Consider the following 17,402-nt stretch of genomic DNA (forward strand, 5'->3'; position numbering starts at 1 on the left):
CAGGCCCGGCACTATCGCGCGACGGCCCCGTTCTTGACTTCGGATGGTTCGACGTAGCGGAATCTGCGGGTGCAATCCCGGTCGCGCGGGTCCGGGCGCGGAATGGCGGAAAGAAGCGCCTGCGTGTAGGGATGATCCGGCGCATTGCAGACCTTTTCGGCGTCTCCCACTTCCACCAGCTTGCCGCGATACATCACCCCGACGCGGTCGCACATATAGCGGATGACGCCGATGTCGTGGCTGATGAAGATATAGGCGAGCCCCAGCTCATCCTGCAGCCGCATCAGAAGATCCAGCACCTGGAACCGCACCGAAACATCGAGCGCCGACGTCGCCTCATCCGCCACGATGATGCGCGGCTTCAGGGTTATGGCGCGGGCGATGCCGATACGCTGGCGCTGGCCGCCGGAAAAGGCGTGCGGATAGCGCTCGCGCCCGCTTGGGTCCAGTCCCACCTGCTCCATCAGCGCACAGACGCGTTCATCCAGCTCCCTCCCCTTGGCAATGCCGTTGACCAGCAACGGCTCGCCGATGACCTGCGCCACCGTCATGCGCGGATTGAGCGAGCCGAAAGGGTCCTGGAAGACCATGCGTAATTCACGCCGTGCGGCTTTCAGCTCGGCGCCCTCGATCCTGGCCAGATCGACCACACTGCCATCCGCCCGGCGATAGAGCATCGCGCCACCGGTCGGATCGTAAAGACGCATGATGGAACGGCCCATCGTGGTCTTGCCAGAACCGCTTTCGCCGACGATGCCGAGTGTTTCGCCCGGCAATAGCTTGATCGACACGCCATCCAGCGCCTTCATCTCGCCGAAATGCATGGAAAGGTCATTCACTTCGAGCACCGGCGCAGCCGTTAAATCGAGCGGAGGCCGCGCAAGCCGGATTTCCGCCTTCTGCTCCAGTTTCAGCACGGAGCCGATCAACATGCGGGTATAGGCGTCCTGCGGGCTGTGGAATATCTCATCGACGGTGCCATATTCCTTGGCGACGCCGTGATGCATGACCAGCACGTCATCGGCAATCTGCGCCACCACGCCCATGTCATGGGTGATGAACAGCACCGCCATGCCATGCGCCTTTTGCAGCCGCGATATCAGGTCGAGGATTTCGGCCTGCGTCGTCACATCGAGCGCCGTCGTCGGTTCGTCGGCAATCAGGAGTTGCGGTTTGCAGGCCAGCGCCATGGCGATCATCGCACGCTGGCGCATGCCGCCGGAATATTGGAAGGCGTAACGATCCAGCGCCTTTTCGGGATTGGGGATTTCCACCTGCCGCAACAGTTCGATGGCCTCGGCCCGCGCCTGCGCCTTGCTCATCTTCAGATGCAGACGCAGGACTTCGGTGATCTGGTCACCCACGGTATGCACGGGTGAAAGCGACGACATCGGCTCCTGAAAGATCATCGCGATGTCAGCGCCGCGCACCGAGCGGATGGCCCGGCTGCGCGGATCGAGCTTTGCCAGATCCAGAGAGGTGCCGTCGGCGCGGTTGAGGATGATCGACCCGGACGCAATGCGGCCGGGGCTGTCGATGATCTGCAGGATCGAGCGGGCGGTGACGGATTTGCCGGAGCCGCTTTCGCCGACAACGCAGAGCGTCTTGCCGGGATCGATGGAAAAAGACAGGTCGTTGACGGCCCGGAAAACGCCGTTTCTGACCGGAAATTCGGTCACGAGATTACGGACTTCAAGCAGCGGCTTGGCTGGCTTCATGGAGAGAATGTCGCTCATCCGGGGCCTCACTTATTATAGGGGTCGGCTGCATCGCGCAGACCGTCGCCGAGCAGATTGAGCGCCATGACGGCAATGACGACCGCCACACCGGGCAGGAACAGCCAGGGTGCAGTCGCAATCGAGCGGATATTCTGCGCCTCGCGAAGCAGCACGCCCCAGGAAATGGTCGGCGGCTGGAGACCGAGGCCCAGGAAGGACAGCGAGGTTTCCGCAAGGATCATCGCCGGAACCGCAAGCGTGACAGAAGCGATGATGTGGCTCGAAAAGCTCGGCAGCATATGGCGGAAGATGATGCGCCCTTCCGGCACGCCATCCAGCCGCGCCGCAGCCACGAATTCTTCGGTTCTGAGCGACAGGAACCGGCCGCGCACGACGCGGGCAAGCTGCGCCCAGCCGGTCAGGGACAGGATGATGGTGATCATCATATATTGCAGCGTGGCAGGCCAACCCTGCGGCAGGGCGGCGGCCAGCGCCAGCCAGATGGGAATGGTGGGCAGCGATAGCACGAAGTCGATCACACGCTGCATGACGAAATCGATGCGGCCGCCGTAATATCCTGAAATGCCTCCCAGAACGACGCCGAGCAGCAACGAGAAGAAAACGCCGACAAGACCGATGGACAAAGAAACCTGGGCACCCTGCACTACGCGGCTGAAGACATCTCGGCCGAGACGATCCGCACCGAAGAGGAAGAGCGGGCGCGTTTTATCGGTGGAGGCCAACAGATGGATATCCGTGGTGAACAGGCCGAAGACGGAATATTCGTAACCGCGACCGAAAAGCTGGACCGGGATTTTCTTCGCCGTATCTTCGACGAAGACGGCCGCCAGCGTTTCAGGATTGCGGGTCAGCTTCAGCGGATAATAATGCAGCCCGAGCGAGAAACCCTCGGTCGTGTCGATGAAATGGACGCGCTGCGGCGGATGGAAGGTGGCGCGGGCATTCTGCAGCACCGGATCGTTGATGGCGAAGAAGCCGGGCACCAGCGCGACGATATACATGGCGATGGTGATGAACAGGGCGGCCATGGCCAGCTTGTGGCGCTTGAAGGCCCACCAGATGAGCTGCCACTGCGAGGCGACGGCGGCGCGGTCCTGCCGGGCATTGGTGGTCATGGTGATATCGCTCATGGCGCCCTCCTATTCGAGACGGATGCGCGGATCGACCAGCGCAAGCAGGATGTCGCTGATCAGCGATCCGATCAGCGTCAGCGCGCAGATCAGCAGCACGAAAGCGCCGGCGAGATACATGTCCTGCGCCATCAGCGACTGCAGGAGCAGAGGCGCGGCCGTCGGCAGATTGAGCACGATGGCGACGACCACGGAGCCCGAAATGAGATTGGGCAACAGCCATGCAATGGTGGAGATGAACGGATTGAGCGCAATTCTGAGCGGATATTTCGTCAGCAGCTTGAACTCCGACAGTCCCTTCGCCCGCGCGGTGGTGACATAGGGCTTGGGCAACTCGTCCAGCATATTGGCGCGCATGACACGGATGAGGCTTGCGGTGGAGGACACAGCGAGGATGGCAACAGGCAGCCAGATATGGGCCATCAGGTCCATCATCTTGGCGATGCTCCACGAGGCGGTCTCATATTCCGCGGAAAACAGCCCGCCGACATCGGCCCCGAACTCCACCGCCGCGACATACATCAGCACCAGCGCCAGCAGGAACGAGGGTATGGAAAGGCCGAAGAAAGAAAAGGCGGTGAAGAGATAATCGCCGATCGAATATTTGCGCACGGCGGAGAAGACGCCGATGGGAAGCGCGATGGCCCAGGTTGCGAGAAGGCTTGCGATGGCCAGAACCAGCGTCAGCGCCATGCGCTCCCAGATGAGGCCTGAAACCGGCTGCTGCCATTCGAACGAAATGCCGAAATCGCCGCGGCTGACGATGCCCCATATCCATTTCAGATATTGCACGATCATCGGGTCATCGAGGCCGAAACGTTCGCGCAGCTGCGCCGCCGTATTGTGGTCGATGACCTCGTTGGAAGCGGCCAATGTGGCGATATAGGTCGTCACATAGTCGCCGGGCGGCAGCTGGATCAGGACAAAGGCAAGGAAACTGACGGCAAACAGGGACGGTATCATCCACAGCAGGCGTTTTACGATGAAAAGCAACATGTCGTTCTCGCAATCACATTGTGCCGCACGCGCCGCCCTCCACCAAGGAGACGGCTGTGGGTGGTCGAAGCAACCTGAGAGGCGTCGCCGCGTGACGGCAGCGACGCCCATGTGACGATGTCAGCTTGTGAAGGTGAACTGTTGCGGCAGCGCCGGGCCGGGATTGGGCCAGGTCCAGCTGTCGGGTTCCGTTTCCGGCACATTGCGCAGATTGTTGCGGATGATGCCGAAACCGCCCACCGCAAGGCAGAGGCCGATTGTCTCGAACTCTTCCGCCGCAATGTCGAAAATCTGCTTCATCTTCTCGCCACGCTTGGCAAGGTCGGCCGTCGAGCGCGCCTCATCGAACAGCTTGAAGCGCTGCTTCTGGCTTTCCGGCGGCTCTTCGCCCTTCTGGCCATTCGAGGTGTACCAGAGCGCCCACGGAATGGCGTAACGCGAACCCTGCGGATGGAAGGCGAAGAAATCGCGCGGATCGAGCATCGGATCGAGACCGCCGGGACCGGGCCAGACGGCGGCATCATGGGCGTTGTCATCGCCGCGTGTGTAATAGAGCGCGCGTTCGATGGTGTTGACCTTGATGTCGACGCCGATCTGCGCCCATTGTGCCTTCACCAGTTCCAGCGCATCGACCAGATCGGGATAGAGCGTCGGGATGACGTCAATCGAGAAGAAGACAGGCTGGCCGTCAGGCCGCAACCGCATGCCGTTGCCGTTCTTCTTGTCGTAACCGGCCTTGTCCAGAAGCTCGTTCGCTTTGTCCGCATCGTATTCGGTGAATTGCCGCGCCAGCTTTTCATTGTACCAGGGATGTGTCGGGCGCGGCCCGGCCTGATAGCCCTCGCTCTGGCCGAAATAGACGATGTCGATAATTTCCTGCCGGTTGAGCGCGATGGACAACGCCTGACGGAAAGACTTGTCGGCGAACATCTTGCGCATCGCCGGGTCTTTGTGGGTGATGTTCAGGTAGATCTGGCACTGCTGCGCGGCAGACGGCACCAAAGTCAGCAGGCGGTAGTCACCCTTTTTCATGTTCTGAGACAGGGTCGGCTTGTTGGCGAGAACGCTGATATGGCGCTCCTGAATATCGATCTTGCCGGAAATGACGTTCAGCATCAGCGATTCGACATCCTGCGAAATGCCGAAATTGATTTCATCGATATAAGGCAACTGGTTGCCTTCGGTATCGACCTGCCAGAAGTAAGGATTGCGGGTCATGACCACGCGTGTCGCACCGCCGGAATAGGGTTCTTTCACCACCCACGGGTCCAGCGTCGGCTTGTCGACATTCGACCAGCGGGACGGAATTTCGATATCGCCGCATTTGGCGCGGAACAGCTCGGTCCAGCTGGAGACACCCGCCGCCTTCACATCGGCATCGAGCGCCGTGTTGTATTTCGGCAGGAACTTGCTGCAATAGTGCTTGGGAAACAGCGTCGGATGCTGGCCGAGCGGCGTGGCGAGGTTTTCGAGATAAAGCGCATTCGGCGCTGCGAATTTGAACTTTACCGTGAAATCGTCGACTTTTTCGACATCGACCGCCTTGCCGGCCACGGAAAGCTGCGCCGGGGTGGCGCTGTAAAGCTCCTTGTTCTTGATGCAGTCCTCGATGGCGAACACCACGTCATCGGCTGTGAAGGGGTGGCCGTCCGACCATTTTGCGCCCTCCAGCAAATGGAAGGTGAATTGCGAGGCATCGTCGTTGACTTCCCATTTCACCGCAAGGTTCGGCAGAACCTCGGTGAAATCCATGTTCCAGCGGACAAGACCCTGATTGCCGACCATGCGCAGGATGCCGTTATGGTCCGACGAACCGCGCAGGCCACGGCGCAATGTGCCGCCATAGGTGCCGATTTTCTCGTGCGGCGTCACCACCATCGGATTTTTCGGCAGACGTTCGGCCAAAGGCGGCAATTTGCCGTCCTTTACCAGCGCCTCCAGTTCCGGCGCCTGTTTGCCGGCAGCAGCCCGCGCCGAGGTCCCGATGACGGAAAGGGCGGCCACGCCGCCAACACCCGCCATAAAGGTTCGGCGCGTTACGCCCAGTGAAAATGCTTCGCCATCGCGCATCGACAATCCTCCCAAAAAATCACCGGCAGCGAGACGGCTTTCACCGAACCGCAACGGCCCTCCCGGCCAGCCAGCACGCCGATCCTCCATCGGCAGGGGCAGACCATATGGGCGTTTTCAGATGATTACAAGTATTGACAGATTTTTACATCTTTTTTATTTGTAGGCCGGTTTTCAGGATCAGGCTTGAAGAAAAAATCGGTAGGACAGCCCCCTCGCGCACAAAAACCCCGGTATTTCTGTTGCGATTGAAATGCAGGAAACCCATTAACTTCAGCGATTTGCAACGGAAGGGCTGCTGATGGACAATCACACTGCATCTGCCGCCGCTCGAGGCGAAACTCGGCTGAGCGACATCATCTACGAAAAAATCGTCGGCATGATTTCGGACGGGCGGTTTCCCGTGAACGAGCGGCTGCCATCGGAACAGAATCTGGCGTCGCTGTTCGGCGCGTCGCGGCCGGTTGTGCGGGAAGCGCTGGAGCGGCTTCGGAACGACGAGCTTATCGTTTCGCAAAAGGGATCCGGCTCCTATGTGCGCCAGCAGCCGGATTCTTCCGTGTTGCAACAGGTGCCGGTCGGCTCGCTGGCCGACGTGCAGCGTTTTTTTGAGTTCAGGGCCGGATTGGAGGCTTCCGCGGCTGAGCTTGCGGCGCGCAACTGGCAGGCCGCGGACAGGGTGCGTATCGAGCAGGCGATTGCCGCGCTGGAACAGTGTCTCGAGCGCAACGATCTCGGTGCTGAGGAAGACTTTGCCCTGCACGAAGCCATCGCGAAGGCGAGCCATAACCAGTTCCACATCACGGTGCGGATCTGGTTCAAGCCCCATTTCGCCATCGGCCAGTCAGTGACACGCAGCCTCAGCCTCAAGCGGACGCCGCAGCATGTGCGTGAGGTGCAGAACGAGCACACGGCCATCGTGGAAGCGATTTTTGCGCGGCGCGAGCAGGCCGCGCATGACGCGATGAAAGACCACATATTGAAGGCGCGCGCCCGCATGTTTCAGGGCGTCGGCAGTTAGGCCGCACCCTGCAATGTCGAAAACAGAATCATAAAGGGCGGATGAGGGAGAGGAACCAGTGAGCCAGCCGCACATCATAGAACCGAAGCTCCGTTCCCTGATCGATATCCCGCTGAAGGTCGGCGAATCGCCTGCCTGGGACGAGCGAACCGGCGATCTGTGGTTCGTCGATATTCTCGCGCCCGCCATTTTCCGCCTGCATCCCGGCGGAAAACTCGACAGATACGACATGCCCGCCCAGGTGGGCTGTCTCGGGCTTTGCGACAATGGCTTGATCGTGGCCGGCCTCAAGACCGGCGTGCATCTTCTCGATCCCGCGAGCGGCAAGCTCGATCTTCTCTGCGACCCGGACGACGGGCGGCCCAACAGCCGCCTCAACGATGGAAAGGTTGGTCCGGACGGCCATTTCTGGGTGGGGACCCGCGACGAGGCCGCGATACAGACAGGCAATGCACGCCTCTATCGCGTTGCTCCGGATGGCGGCATCGAATGCATCATCGATGGCGACATGTTCACATCGAACGGGCTTGCCTGGAGTCCGGACGGCAGGCGCATGTACCATTCCGACAGCAGCGGGCTGATGTATCAGGTATTCGATTTTGACCCCGCGACCGGCAGAATCGGCCCGGCCGAACGCCTGCACGATTTCGCGCCCGATGAAGGCAGGCCGGACGGTGCGGCGACCGATTGCGAGGGCTGTTACTGGAGCGCCGGCGTTCAGGCGGGACGTCTCAACCGCTTTTCACCGGACGGCAAATTGTTCGAGGTCTACAGGCTGCCGTTCAAGGGGCCGACCATGCCGTGTTTCGGCGGTCCCGACCTCAAGACGATCTACCTCACAAGTCTCGTCACCGAGACAGACGGAATAACCACCGCAGGCACGGTTGTCGCATTCGATGCCCCGGTCGCCGGCACGCCCGTTCACAAATTCTCCATCTGAAGATGACTTTTGATCCTAAGGAACCCAGTTGATGACGACATTCGATTTTCGCCAGGCCCTGCAGGGCATCTCCGGCGTTCCGGTAACGGCTTACGATGCAAGCGGCGAAGTGGAGACCGGTGTTACCGCCGAGGTTTACACCCGCGTCGCAAAAGCAGGCATCCACAATATCGTCGCGGCGGGCAATACCGGCGAATTCTACGCCTTGACGCCCGCGGAAATTCTGAAGGTTTATGAGGCTGCGATAAAAGGCGTCAGCGGCAAAGCCCCGGTTACGGCGGCGATTGGACGCTCGCAGCGTGAAGCGCTCTCCATGGCGCGTCAGGCAAAAGAAATGGGCGCATCCGCCGTCATGTCGCATCAGCCGGTCGACCCTTTTGCAGCCCCGCAATCGCAGATCGACTATTTTATCGGTCTTGCGGAGGGCAGCGAATTGCCGCTGGTCGCCTATGTCCGCGCGGACGGCTTTTCGGTCGATGACATGGTACGGCTTGCCAGCCACCCGAATGTCGCCGGCATCAAGTTCGCGACGACCGACATTATGCTTCTGTCGCGCGCGATTGCCGCTTCCGATCCAAACGGCGCTCTATATGTCTGTGGGCTGGCTGAAAGCTGGGCGCCTGCCTTCGCGGCGGTCGGTGCGCGCGGCTTCACATCCGGTCTCGTCAATGTCGCGCCGCAATTTTCCCTGCAGGTTCATGACGCCCTGACGGCCGGCGATTTCCCGGCCGCACGGAAGATTATCGAAAAGATCGAATTGTTCGAACGGCTGCGGACACGATATCGCAACGGCGCAAATGTGACCGTGGTGAAGGAAGCCATGGAAATTCTGGGGATGACGGTTGGCCCCGTGCGTGCGCCGGGACTTGCCCGTCTGGACAAAGAAGATCGCGCAACACTCGAAGGACTGCTTGCCAGCTGGCGCTGATGGACGCCGTACCGGCAAGCTGCACGTTTTCGCTTTGATCAGATCATATGCCGGCCATGAGCCGGCATATGCTTTCCGGGCCGATGGATGCTCAGCCGAACAGCGCAAGGCTGCTTTTCACGGTAACCCACACGCCCCACAGAAGCGGAATACCGACAGCAACCCAGGCAAGTGCCGCCTTGGTGTCGAGCCCGCCACGTCCGATGCCGAAGGAGCCTGTCGGACCGGCATTGGCGGCCGCCGTCTTTGCCTGCAGCGTCGCGACCTCCGCATCCGACATGAACCACCTGTCCGAAAGCGGCCGCACGAAGGCATTGGCCACGAGGCCGATCGCCAGCATGCCCGCCAGAATATACATGGTGCTGGTGTAGAGCGCGGGTCCTGGCGCCACGCCCGCCGCGATCTGCGCTTCGCGGATGTAGTTGACGACGACCGGGCCGGCGATGCCCGCAGTCGCCCACGCCGTCAGCAGGCGGCCGTGGATTGCGCCGACGAACTGCGTGCCGAAAATATCGGCGAGATAAGCGGGAATGGTCGCAAAACCACCGCCATACATCGACAGGATGATACCGAAGGCCAGAACGAAGAGCGCCTTGTTGCCCATCGTCGCAAGCGTCGGCGCCAGCGCATAAAGAATGATGCCGAGAATGAAGAAGCAGAAATAAGTGTTCTTGCGGCCGATCTTGTCGGACATCGACGCCCAGAAGAAGCGGCCGCCGATATTGAACAGGGAAAGCAGCCCGGTGAAACCGGCAGCGATCGCCGCGATCTGCGCCTTCTGCCCGGCATCGAGATCCGCAAAACCCACGCCCGGCAGGCCGATCAGCGATCCTGCGAAGATTTCCTGCAGCATGGGCGAGGCCATGCCGATGACGCCGATACCTGCCGAAACGTTGAGGCACAACACCGCCCAGATGAGCCAGAACTGCGGCGTCTTGTGCGCATCGCGCAGATGCACATGGCGATGGGTTATCATGGCGCTTTTGGCGGAAGGCGCGGTCCAGCCTTCCGGCCGCCAGCCCGATGGCGGAATGCGGTAACCGAAAGCGCCCGCCATCATGAAGACGAAATAGATCAGGGCCATGACGACGAAAGTCTGCCAGACGCCGACCGAAACATCCGTCTTGAAGTTGTTCATCAGCAGATTGGCAAGCGGCGCGCCGATCATCGCACCACCGCCAAATCCCATGATCGCCATGCCCGTCGCCATGCCGCGACGGTCCGGGAACCATTTGATCAGGGTCGATACGGGCGAAATATAGCCAAGGCCGAGACCGATACCACCGATGACACCGGCGCCCAGCCACATCAGCCACAGCTGATGCGTGATGACCCCGATTGCCGCCACCAGAATACCGCCGCACCAGCAGCAGGCGGAAACGAAGCCGGCCTTGCGCGGCCCCACTCTTTCCAGCCAGCCGCCCCAAATGGCCGCCGAGCAGCCGAGAAGAACGAAGAAAAGCGTATAGATCCAGCCGAGATCGGCCACGCGCCAGTTGCACTCAGTGGTGAACAGCGCACCCAGAAGGGTAAGGCTGGAGCAACTGGGGTCCGTGGCCGGCAGCGCCTTCGACAGCGGCAGCCAGAACACGCTGAAGCCATAGGCCATGCCGATGCATAGATGAATGGCAAGGGCTGCCGGCGGCACCAGCCAGCGATTGAAACCCGGTCTTGCGATTATTCGTTCGCGGTCCAAGAACCCGGCTTGCGCCGCCTCTCCCGCTGTCGCACCTGCTACTGCCATTGACATTACCTCCCTCGTGGATGTCTGGACATGTCATGTTCACCCCGCCGGGCGAACACCGATATCGCCGAACGTCCCCCGTCCGGCCGAAAATGTGATTTTGCGGTCGCGCCGCTCAAGCCTCTGTGCTTTCCGGGACGCTCGGTTCCGAAAGGGACTCGCCCGCAATTGGTCCTTTGCCGCCCGGCGCGCCCTTGGCATCGTCGCCGAGCCCCACGGCATCGGCCGCCGGATCGTCGGGCCGCTTGATCTTCTTCGACGCGGCAAGCACAAGCGGCAGAAAATCACCGGCCCCGGCATCCACCATCTCGAAGAACCGGCGTCGCATGCGCGGTTCCCAGAACTTGTTGATGTGGGTGGCGACACCTTCGATGCGAATATCTTCCGGCTGCGACAGAAAGAATGTCGCGATCTGGTTCGCCATTCTCACCAGCTTTTCATCGGTGTGGTTGAGCAACATGACCTCTTCCCCCGCGCCGGCTGCCGCCCGACGCCTCTGTGTGTGACAGGGCCGGGCGCACCCGGCCCTCCTTATTCCGCCGCTTCGAGCTTGCCGCTGATCCGCCGCGAACGGCGGCCAAGCGCATCATATTCCTCCTGCCATTCCGTCGGCCCGTTGGAAGGCGATACCTGCACGGCGGTCACCTTATATTCGGGACAGTTGGTCGCCCAGTCGGAGAAGTCGGTAGTGATGACATTCGCCTGCGTGCCGGGATGATGGAAGGTGGTATAGACCACGCCCGGCGCCACACGGTCGGTAATCAGCGCCCGCAGCGTCGTATCGCCCGACCGGCTGGCGAGCTTGATCCAGTCGCCATCCTTCACGCCGCGCTGTTCGGCATCGTGCGGATGGATTTCGAGACGATCCTCCTCATGCCAGACGACGTTTTCCGTGCGCCGTGTCTGCGCGCCGACATTGTATTGCGACAGGATGCGGCCGGTGGTGAGCAGCAGCGGGAACCGCGGCCCCGTGCGTTCGTCCGTCGCCACATATTCGGTGCGGATGAACTTGCCCTTGCCGCGCACGAAACCGTCCACATGCATGATCGGCGAACCATCCGGGAATTTCTCGTTGCAGGGCCACTGCACCGAGCCCTTTTCTTCCAAATAGTCGTAGGAAACGCCGGCAAAGCTCGGTGTCGTCGCGGCGATCTCGTCCATGATCTCGGACGGATGCGCGTAATTCCACGCAAGACCCATCGCCTGCGCCAGCTTCTGCGTCACTTCCCAGTCGGCATAACCGTTCTTCGGGGACATGACCTTGCGCACGCGGTTGATGCGGCGCTCGGCATTGGTGAAGGTGCCGTCCTTTTCGAGGAAGGTGGAGCCCGGCAGGAAGACATGGGCGTAATTCGCCGTCTCGTTCAGGAACAGATCGTGCACCACGACACATTCCATCGCGGCGAGACCGGCCGAAACGTGCTTCGTATCCGGATCGGACTGGAGAATATCCTCGCCCTGAATATAGATACCCTTGAAGCTGCCATCCACGGCCGCATCGAGCATGTTGGGAATACGCAGCCCCGGCTCGTTGTTGAGCTTCACACCCCAGAGTTTCTCGAAGATGTCGCGCGTGGCATCGTCGGAAATATGCCGATAGCCCGGAAGCTCGTGCGGGAAAGACCCCATGTCGCAGGAACCCTGAACATTGTTCTGACCGCGCAGCGGATTAACGCCTACACCGGGGCGGCCGATATTGCCGGTCGCCATGGCCAGATTGGCGATTGCCATCACCGTGGTAGACCCCTGGCTGTGTTCTGTGACACCGAGCCCGTAATAGATGGCGCCATTGCCACCCCTGGCATAAAGACGTGCGGCACCGCGCACCTCTTCCGCCGGCACACCGGTAAAGCTTTCGGTTTCTTCCGGGCTATGCTGGGGTTCGGCAACGAAAGCGGCCCAATCCTCGAATTCCGACCAGTCGCAGCGCTCGCGAATGAAGGCTTCGTTGAACAGGCCTTCCGTGACGATGACATGCGCAAGCGCCGTCAGCACCGCGACATTCGTTCCGGGCTTCAGCGGCAGGTGGAAGGACGCCTCCACATGCGGCGTGCGGACGAGATCGATACGGCGCGGATCGATGACGATGAGCTTCGCGCCCTGTCGTAGCCGCTTTTTCAGCCGCGAGCCGAAAACAGGATGCCCATCGGTCGGATTGGCGCCGATGACAAGCACCACATCGGACTGCTCGACGCTATCGAAATTCTGCGTGCCGGCGGAGGTGCCGAACGCCTGGCCGAGACCGTAGCCGGTCGGCGAATGGCAGACGCGCGCGCAGGTATCGACGTTGTTATTGCCGAAGCCGGCGCGGATGAGTTTCTGGACGAGGAAGGTTTCTTCGTTCGTGCAGCGGGACGAGGTAATGCCGCCGATGGATTCCCGGCCATATTGACCCTGGATACGCCGGAACTCCGAGGCAACGTGAGAGAAGGCCTCCTCCCATGTGACTTCCCGCCATGGATCGCTGATCTTTTCGCGGATCATCGGGTTGAGAATGCGGTCCCTGTGGGTGGCATAACCATAAGCGAAGCGGCCCTTGACGCAGGAATGGCCGCGATTGGCCTGCCCGTCCTTCCACGGCACCATGCGCACCAGCTCTTCACCGCGCATTTCCGCCTTGAAGGAGCAGCCGACACCGCAATAGGCGCAGGTCGTGACCAGCGAATGTTCCGGCTGGCCGATCTCGATCACCGATTTTTCGGTGAGTGTCGCCGTCGGACAGGCCTGCACGCAGGCGCCGCAGGAAACGCAGTCGGAATCGAGGAACGCCTCATGTGCACCGGGCGATACTCGGCTTTCGAAACCGCGCCCTTCGATCGTCAGCGCGAAGGTGCCCTGCACTTCCTCGCAGGCGCGCACGCAACGGGAGCAGACGATGCATTTGGAAGGATCGTAGGTGAAATAGGGATTGCTTTCATCCTTCGGCATCCAGCGGGCATTGAGATCGCCATCGCCGGTGCGGGCTTTGACGTGGTTGTCGCCTTCGTAACCGTAACGCACATCGCGCAGGCCAACGGCACCCGCCATATCCTGCAGCTCGCAATCGCCATTGGCGGCGCAGGTCAGACAGTCGAGCGGGTGATCGGAGATATAAAGCTCCATCACGCCCTTGCGGATCTGCTTCAGCCGTTCCGTCTGCGTGTGCACGACGAGGCCGGGGGCGACGGGCGTGGTGCAGGAGGCAGGGGTGCCATTGCGGCCCTCCACCTCGATCAGACAGAGGCGGCAGGAACCGAAGGCATCCACCATGTCGGTGGCGCAGAGTTTTGGAACATCGATACCCGCTTCGCGCGAGGCGCGCATGATCGAGGTTCCCGCAGGCACAGTCACCTGCCTGCCGTCGATGGTGAGCGTCACCATGTCCGTTGCGTGGGATTTGGGGGTTCCATAGTCGAATTCTGTCACAAGGGCCATGGTCTTACTCCGCCGCTTCAACACGTGGGGTGGGGGCAAAATCATCAGGGAAATGCCGGAGCGCGCTCATGACGGGATAGGGCGTGAAGCCGCCGAGCGCACAGAGCGAACCGAATTTCATGGTTTCGCAGAGGTCTGCGAGGAGCGCCGTATTTTTCTCCCGCTCGATACCGAGCGCAATCCTGTCCACCGTCTCGACACCGCGCGTGGAGCCGATGCGACAGGGCGTGCACTTGCCGCAGCTTTCGACGGCGCAGAATTCCAGCGCGAACCGCGCCTGATGGAGCATATCGGCGGTATCGTCGAAAACCACGATACCCGCATGGCCGATCAGGCCACCGGCGGCGGTAAAGGCTTCATAGTCGAAGATCGTGTCGAACAGCGAAACCGGGAAATAGGCCCCGAGCGGACCGCCCACCTGCACCGCCTTGACCGGGCGGCCGGTGATCGTGCCGCCACCGATATCATTGACCAGCTGCCCGAGCGGCAGGCCGAAGGCGGTCTCATAAAGCCCGCCATGCCTGATGTTTCCGGCAAGCTGGATGGGGATGGTGCCATGCGAGCGGCCGACGCCGAAATCGCGATAAAACGCCGCGCCGCGATCCATGATGACCGGAATGGAGGCGAGCGAAATCACATTGTTGACGACGGTGGGCCTGCCGAACAGGCCCTGCAAAGCAGGAAGCGGCGGCTTGGCGCGCACGGTTCCGCGCTTGCCTTCCAGACTGTTCAGAAGCGAGGTTTCCTCGCCGCAGACATAGGCGCCGGCACCCATGCGCACTTCGAGATCGAAGGCCCGCCCGGAACCAAGCACGGATGGGCCGATGATACCTTCGCGGCGGGCAATCTCGATCGCCTGCTCCATGACCTTGATGGCGTAAGGATATTCCGAACGCGTATAGATGAAACCTTTCGTCGCGCCGACGGCGAGACCGGCAATCGCCATGCCTTCGATCAGCACGAAGGGATCGCCTTCCATGATCATGCGGTCGGCGAAGGTGCCGCTGTCACCCTCATCGGCATTGCAGACGATGTATTTCTGGTCGGCCACCGCATCGGCGACGGTCTTCCATTTGATACCGGTCGGGAAACCCGCGCCCCCGCGTCCGCGCAGTCCGCTTTCGGTTACTTGCGCAACGATATCGAGCGGCGCCATGGCGACGGCTTTTTCGAGGCCTTTCAAGCCCTGATAGGCGCGGTAATCCGCAAGCGACAATGGATCGGTAACGCCGCAGCGGGCAAATGTAAGACGCGTCTGGCTTTTCAGGAACGGAATGTCCTTCGTCGGCCCGAGACAGAGACGATGCTCGCCGCCGGCGAGAAAACCCGCGTCGAAAAGCGAAGCAACGTCGCTGGCCTTGACCGGCCCGTAAGCGATGCGGCCATGTTCGGTGCGCACTTCCACCAGCACTTCAAGCCAGAGCATGCCGCGCGAGCCATTACGTACAATATGCACATCGAGGTTACGGCTGGCTGCCTCGCGGCCGATCGCTTCGGCGACACGGTCTGCGCCAACGGCAAGCGCGGCGGAATCGCCCGGTACAAAAACTGTGACACTCATCGGCGCGCCTCCGCCAGAATGTCGCCAAGACAGTCCTCATCCAGTCTTGCATGAAGTTCGCCATCCAGCATCAGCGCGGGCGCCTGTGCGCAAAGCCCGAGACAGAAGACCGGCTCCAGCGTGACGGAACCGTCGGCTGCCGTTTCGTGCCAGTCGAGGCCGAGCCGGTTCTTGATGGTTTCCGCAAGAGGCTCGCCACCCATCGACTGGCAAGCTTCGGCGCGACAGAGCTTCAGCACATGCCGGCCGGACGGATGATCGCGAAAATCAGGATAGAAGGTCACGACGCCATGAACCTCGGCGCGCGATATATTCAGCGCGGATGCAACGATCTGCTTGGCGCTTTCCGGTATGTAGCCGAATTCTTCCTGCACCGCGTGTAGAATGGGCAGCAATGGCCCCTCCAGGTGGAGAAGTTCGTCAATGATAGCGGAAACACGGGCCGCCTCATCTGCGGCAACCGCACGGATATTCATAAGCCAGTCCTCCCAAACCGACAGGGACAGGTATGGCGAGCGGCACATGTTTCAGTGTCAGCGCAGCCCCTGCATGGTTCGGGAGAATGGCGAGGTCGGCCGGATCAGGTCAATAATGTGTTTTCGTCAACCGATAGGAAATTCCTATCAAAAGCCATCGCCGCTGCACGCTGGCGCGCCTCATGAAGAAGCGCGGAAACGAGCGGTGTGTGTGGTTCGCGATAGGTTGCGATCAGCCCCACCAGATGTTCCGCATCCGGCTCGGTAATCGGTATCATTCTGATCTGCTTTGGAAAACCGAATGATTCCGCTATGTTACGCGGCATTATTGAAGCCCATTGTCCGGTTCGGATATGCGAAAACAGCACAATCATGGAGTTAGACTCCAATGTCGGCTTCACCTCTACGCCCGCTTCAGCCATATGCTTGTTGATGATGCGGCGGTTCTGCATATCCGAAGTCAATAGGCATAACCTAAGACCTGAAACCTGCTTCCAGGTAACGCTTTCCTGATCGGCGAGCGGCGTTCCGGCTGCTGCAATCAGGTGATATCGCTCCGAATAAAGCGGCACCGTGGTCACTCGACCAAGAGGTTCATTGTCGAGATAGCTGATTCCCGCATCGATCTCGAGGTTTTCGATCTGGCTCAGGACCTGAAGCGAGGTGCGTGACGTCACGGAAAAGGTCACGTCGGGATGCCGCGCCTGAAAGGATTCCGTCAATCGCGGCACCATCGCAAGCGCCGTCGGAATGACCGCAAGGCGGATGTGGCCCGCCAGACCCTTGCGCGCCGCCCGCATTTCCTCACGCATGGTGCGCGTATCGGCGACGATGCGACGCGCCCATTCGAGAACACGCTGGCCCTCCGGTGTCAGCCCCTGATAACGCGCCGCACGCACCACAAGAACGACACCAAGCTGGTCCTCCAGCTGCCGGATCGCGGCCGAGAGACTGGGTTGGGAAACGCCGCACTCCTCCGCCGCGCGGCCAAAATGCCCTGCGCGCGCCAATGCGATGAAAAATTCCAGCTTGTCGATCATGCGTCCTCCCGCGTCGCTCGCGACCCTGCGGATGGTGCGAGCGGAATAACACTAGAACGAGGCGGGGAAGCCCGCAAATGGATGCCGTTGTTTTCCTGAAACCGCGCGGGGTGGCAGGACTGGATTCCGTCAGGCACGGGCAGTCATGGGCGTCGACGTTCAGTCAACCACTCCAACCGCACTGGACTCAGCTTTATCGCGGCATTGACCCATCCGTCGTTTCGCCTGACCTGCCGCATAGCGCCGGGAAACGAAACCAATCGTCATCGCCGCCCCGATGCCCTGCCCTCTCATTTTCTCGAGTTTGCGGTGGCAGGCAAAAGGTATTCGGCGCTTCAGCCGC

Annotated in this window: 13 protein-coding genes; 3 read left to right on the plus strand and 10 right to left on the minus strand. The window is 60.9% G+C overall.

All coding sequences use genetic code 11. The features are described from left to right. Positions 1-11: 11 nt before the first annotated feature. The 4 genes from ACQZ5N_RS11170 to ACQZ5N_RS11185 all read right to left on the minus strand — a co-directional run bounded on the left by ACQZ5N_RS11170 (position 12) and on the right by ACQZ5N_RS11185 (position 5,935). Positions 12-1,736, minus strand: a complete 1,725-nt coding sequence (locus ACQZ5N_RS11170; RefSeq protein ID WP_448732910.1) for an ABC transporter ATP-binding protein — start codon at positions 1,734-1,736, stop codon at positions 12-14. 8 nt (positions 1,737-1,744) lie between these two features. After that, positions 1,745-2,869 (minus strand): ABC transporter permease, encoded by a 1,125-nt coding sequence (locus tag ACQZ5N_RS11175; protein WP_020810601.1) that lies wholly within the window; start codon positions 2,867-2,869, stop codon positions 1,745-1,747. Positions 2,870-2,878: 9 nt separating this feature from the next. Next, positions 2,879-3,865 carry an ABC transporter permease gene (locus tag ACQZ5N_RS11180; RefSeq protein ID WP_003521681.1) on the minus strand — a complete coding sequence of 329 codons (987 nt, stop codon included), beginning with the start codon at positions 3,863-3,865 and terminating at the stop codon, positions 2,879-2,881. A gap of 120 nt (positions 3,866-3,985) precedes the next feature. Beyond that, the gene (locus ACQZ5N_RS11185; protein WP_035260480.1) at positions 3,986-5,935 is read right to left on the minus strand and encodes an ABC transporter substrate-binding protein; all 1,950 of its coding nucleotides are present in this window, start codon (positions 5,933-5,935) and stop codon (positions 3,986-3,988) included. Between the two features lie 301 nt (positions 5,936-6,236). Between ACQZ5N_RS11185 and ACQZ5N_RS11190 the strand changes: the two genes are divergently transcribed. From ACQZ5N_RS11190 to ACQZ5N_RS11200, 3 genes are read left to right on the plus strand one after another with little or no spacing between them, the layout of a single operon-like run. Continuing rightward, on the plus strand, positions 6,237-6,956 hold the full coding sequence (locus ACQZ5N_RS11190; RefSeq protein ID WP_003521683.1) for a FadR/GntR family transcriptional regulator: 720 nt from the start codon (positions 6,237-6,239) through the stop codon (positions 6,954-6,956). A 58-nt stretch (positions 6,957-7,014) separates the two neighbouring features. After that, positions 7,015-7,896 carry an SMP-30/gluconolactonase/LRE family protein gene (locus tag ACQZ5N_RS11195; RefSeq protein ID WP_448732911.1) on the plus strand — a complete coding sequence of 294 codons (882 nt, stop codon included), beginning with the start codon at positions 7,015-7,017 and terminating at the stop codon, positions 7,894-7,896. Positions 7,897-7,927: 31 nt separating this feature from the next. Continuing rightward, positions 7,928-8,824, plus strand: coding sequence for a dihydrodipicolinate synthase family protein (locus ACQZ5N_RS11200; RefSeq protein WP_448732912.1), 897 nt, complete (start codon positions 7,928-7,930; stop codon positions 8,822-8,824). Between the two features lie 91 nt (positions 8,825-8,915). Here ACQZ5N_RS11200 and ACQZ5N_RS11205 read toward each other — a convergent pair whose 3' ends face one another. From ACQZ5N_RS11205 to ACQZ5N_RS11230, 6 genes are all read right to left on the minus strand, one after another. Next, positions 8,916-10,568 carry an OFA family MFS transporter gene (locus ACQZ5N_RS11205; protein WP_425644631.1) on the minus strand — a complete coding sequence of 551 codons (1,653 nt, stop codon included), beginning with the start codon at positions 10,566-10,568 and terminating at the stop codon, positions 8,916-8,918. A gap of 115 nt (positions 10,569-10,683) precedes the next feature. Next, entirely contained in the window at positions 10,684-11,028 is a 345-nt protein-coding gene (locus ACQZ5N_RS11210; protein ID WP_065657700.1) for a formate dehydrogenase subunit delta, read from the minus strand. Positions 11,029-11,099: 71 nt separating this feature from the next. Continuing rightward, the gene (gene fdhF / locus ACQZ5N_RS11215) at positions 11,100-13,982 is read right to left on the minus strand and encodes a formate dehydrogenase subunit alpha (RefSeq protein ID WP_059756356.1); all 2,883 of its coding nucleotides are present in this window, start codon (positions 13,980-13,982) and stop codon (positions 11,100-11,102) included. A gap of 4 nt (positions 13,983-13,986) precedes the next feature. Then, positions 13,987-15,543: a formate dehydrogenase beta subunit gene (locus ACQZ5N_RS11220; RefSeq protein WP_448732913.1), complete on the minus strand. Its 1,557-nt coding sequence runs from the start codon at positions 15,541-15,543 to the stop codon at positions 13,987-13,989. Then, on the minus strand, positions 15,540-16,019 hold the full coding sequence (locus ACQZ5N_RS11225; RefSeq protein ID WP_448732914.1) for a formate dehydrogenase subunit gamma: 480 nt from the start codon (positions 16,017-16,019) through the stop codon (positions 15,540-15,542). Before ACQZ5N_RS11225 ends, ACQZ5N_RS11220 begins: the two co-directional genes overlap by 4 nt. Positions 16,020-16,123: 104 nt before the next feature. Next, positions 16,124-17,059, minus strand: a complete 936-nt coding sequence (locus ACQZ5N_RS11230; protein ID WP_003521693.1) for a LysR family transcriptional regulator — start codon at positions 17,057-17,059, stop codon at positions 16,124-16,126. Between the last annotated feature and the right edge of the window lie 343 nt (positions 17,060-17,402).

The organism is Agrobacterium sp. 22-221-1, from assembly GCF_053522445.1.

Bases quoted from the DNA above. Each gene is read 5' to 3' on its own strand.
- ACQZ5N_RS11170 (WP_448732910.1), bottom strand. From the start codon at position 1,736: ATGAGCGACATTCTCTCCATGAAGCCAGCCAAGCCGCTGCTTGAAGTC.
- ACQZ5N_RS11175 (WP_020810601.1), bottom strand. From the start codon at position 2,869: ATGAGCGATATCACCATGACCACCAATGCCCGGCAGGACCGCGCCGCC.
- ACQZ5N_RS11180 (WP_003521681.1), bottom strand. From the start codon at position 3,865: ATGTTGCTTTTCATCGTAAAACGCCTGCTGTGGATGATACCGTCCCTG.
- ACQZ5N_RS11185 (WP_035260480.1), bottom strand. From the start codon at position 5,935: ATGCGCGATGGCGAAGCATTTTCACTGGGCGTAACGCGCCGAACCTTT.
- ACQZ5N_RS11190 (WP_003521683.1), top strand. From the start codon at position 6,237: ATGGACAATCACACTGCATCTGCCGCCGCTCGAGGCGAAACTCGGCTG.
- ACQZ5N_RS11200 (WP_448732912.1), top strand. From the start codon at position 7,928: ATGACGACATTCGATTTTCGCCAGGCCCTGCAGGGCATCTCCGGCGTT.
- ACQZ5N_RS11205 (WP_425644631.1), bottom strand. From the start codon at position 10,568: ATGGCAGTAGCAGGTGCGACAGCGGGAGAGGCGGCGCAAGCCGGGTTC.
- ACQZ5N_RS11210 (WP_065657700.1), bottom strand. From the start codon at position 11,028: ATGTTGCTCAACCACACCGATGAAAAGCTGGTGAGAATGGCGAACCAG.
- fdhF (WP_059756356.1), bottom strand. From the start codon at position 13,982: ATGGCCCTTGTGACAGAATTCGACTATGGAACCCCCAAATCCCACGCA.
- ACQZ5N_RS11220 (WP_448732913.1), bottom strand. From the start codon at position 15,543: ATGAGTGTCACAGTTTTTGTACCGGGCGATTCCGCCGCGCTTGCCGTT.
- ACQZ5N_RS11225 (WP_448732914.1), bottom strand. From the start codon at position 16,019: ATGAATATCCGTGCGGTTGCCGCAGATGAGGCGGCCCGTGTTTCCGCT.
- ACQZ5N_RS11230 (WP_003521693.1), bottom strand. From the start codon at position 17,059: ATGATCGACAAGCTGGAATTTTTCATCGCATTGGCGCGCGCAGGGCAT.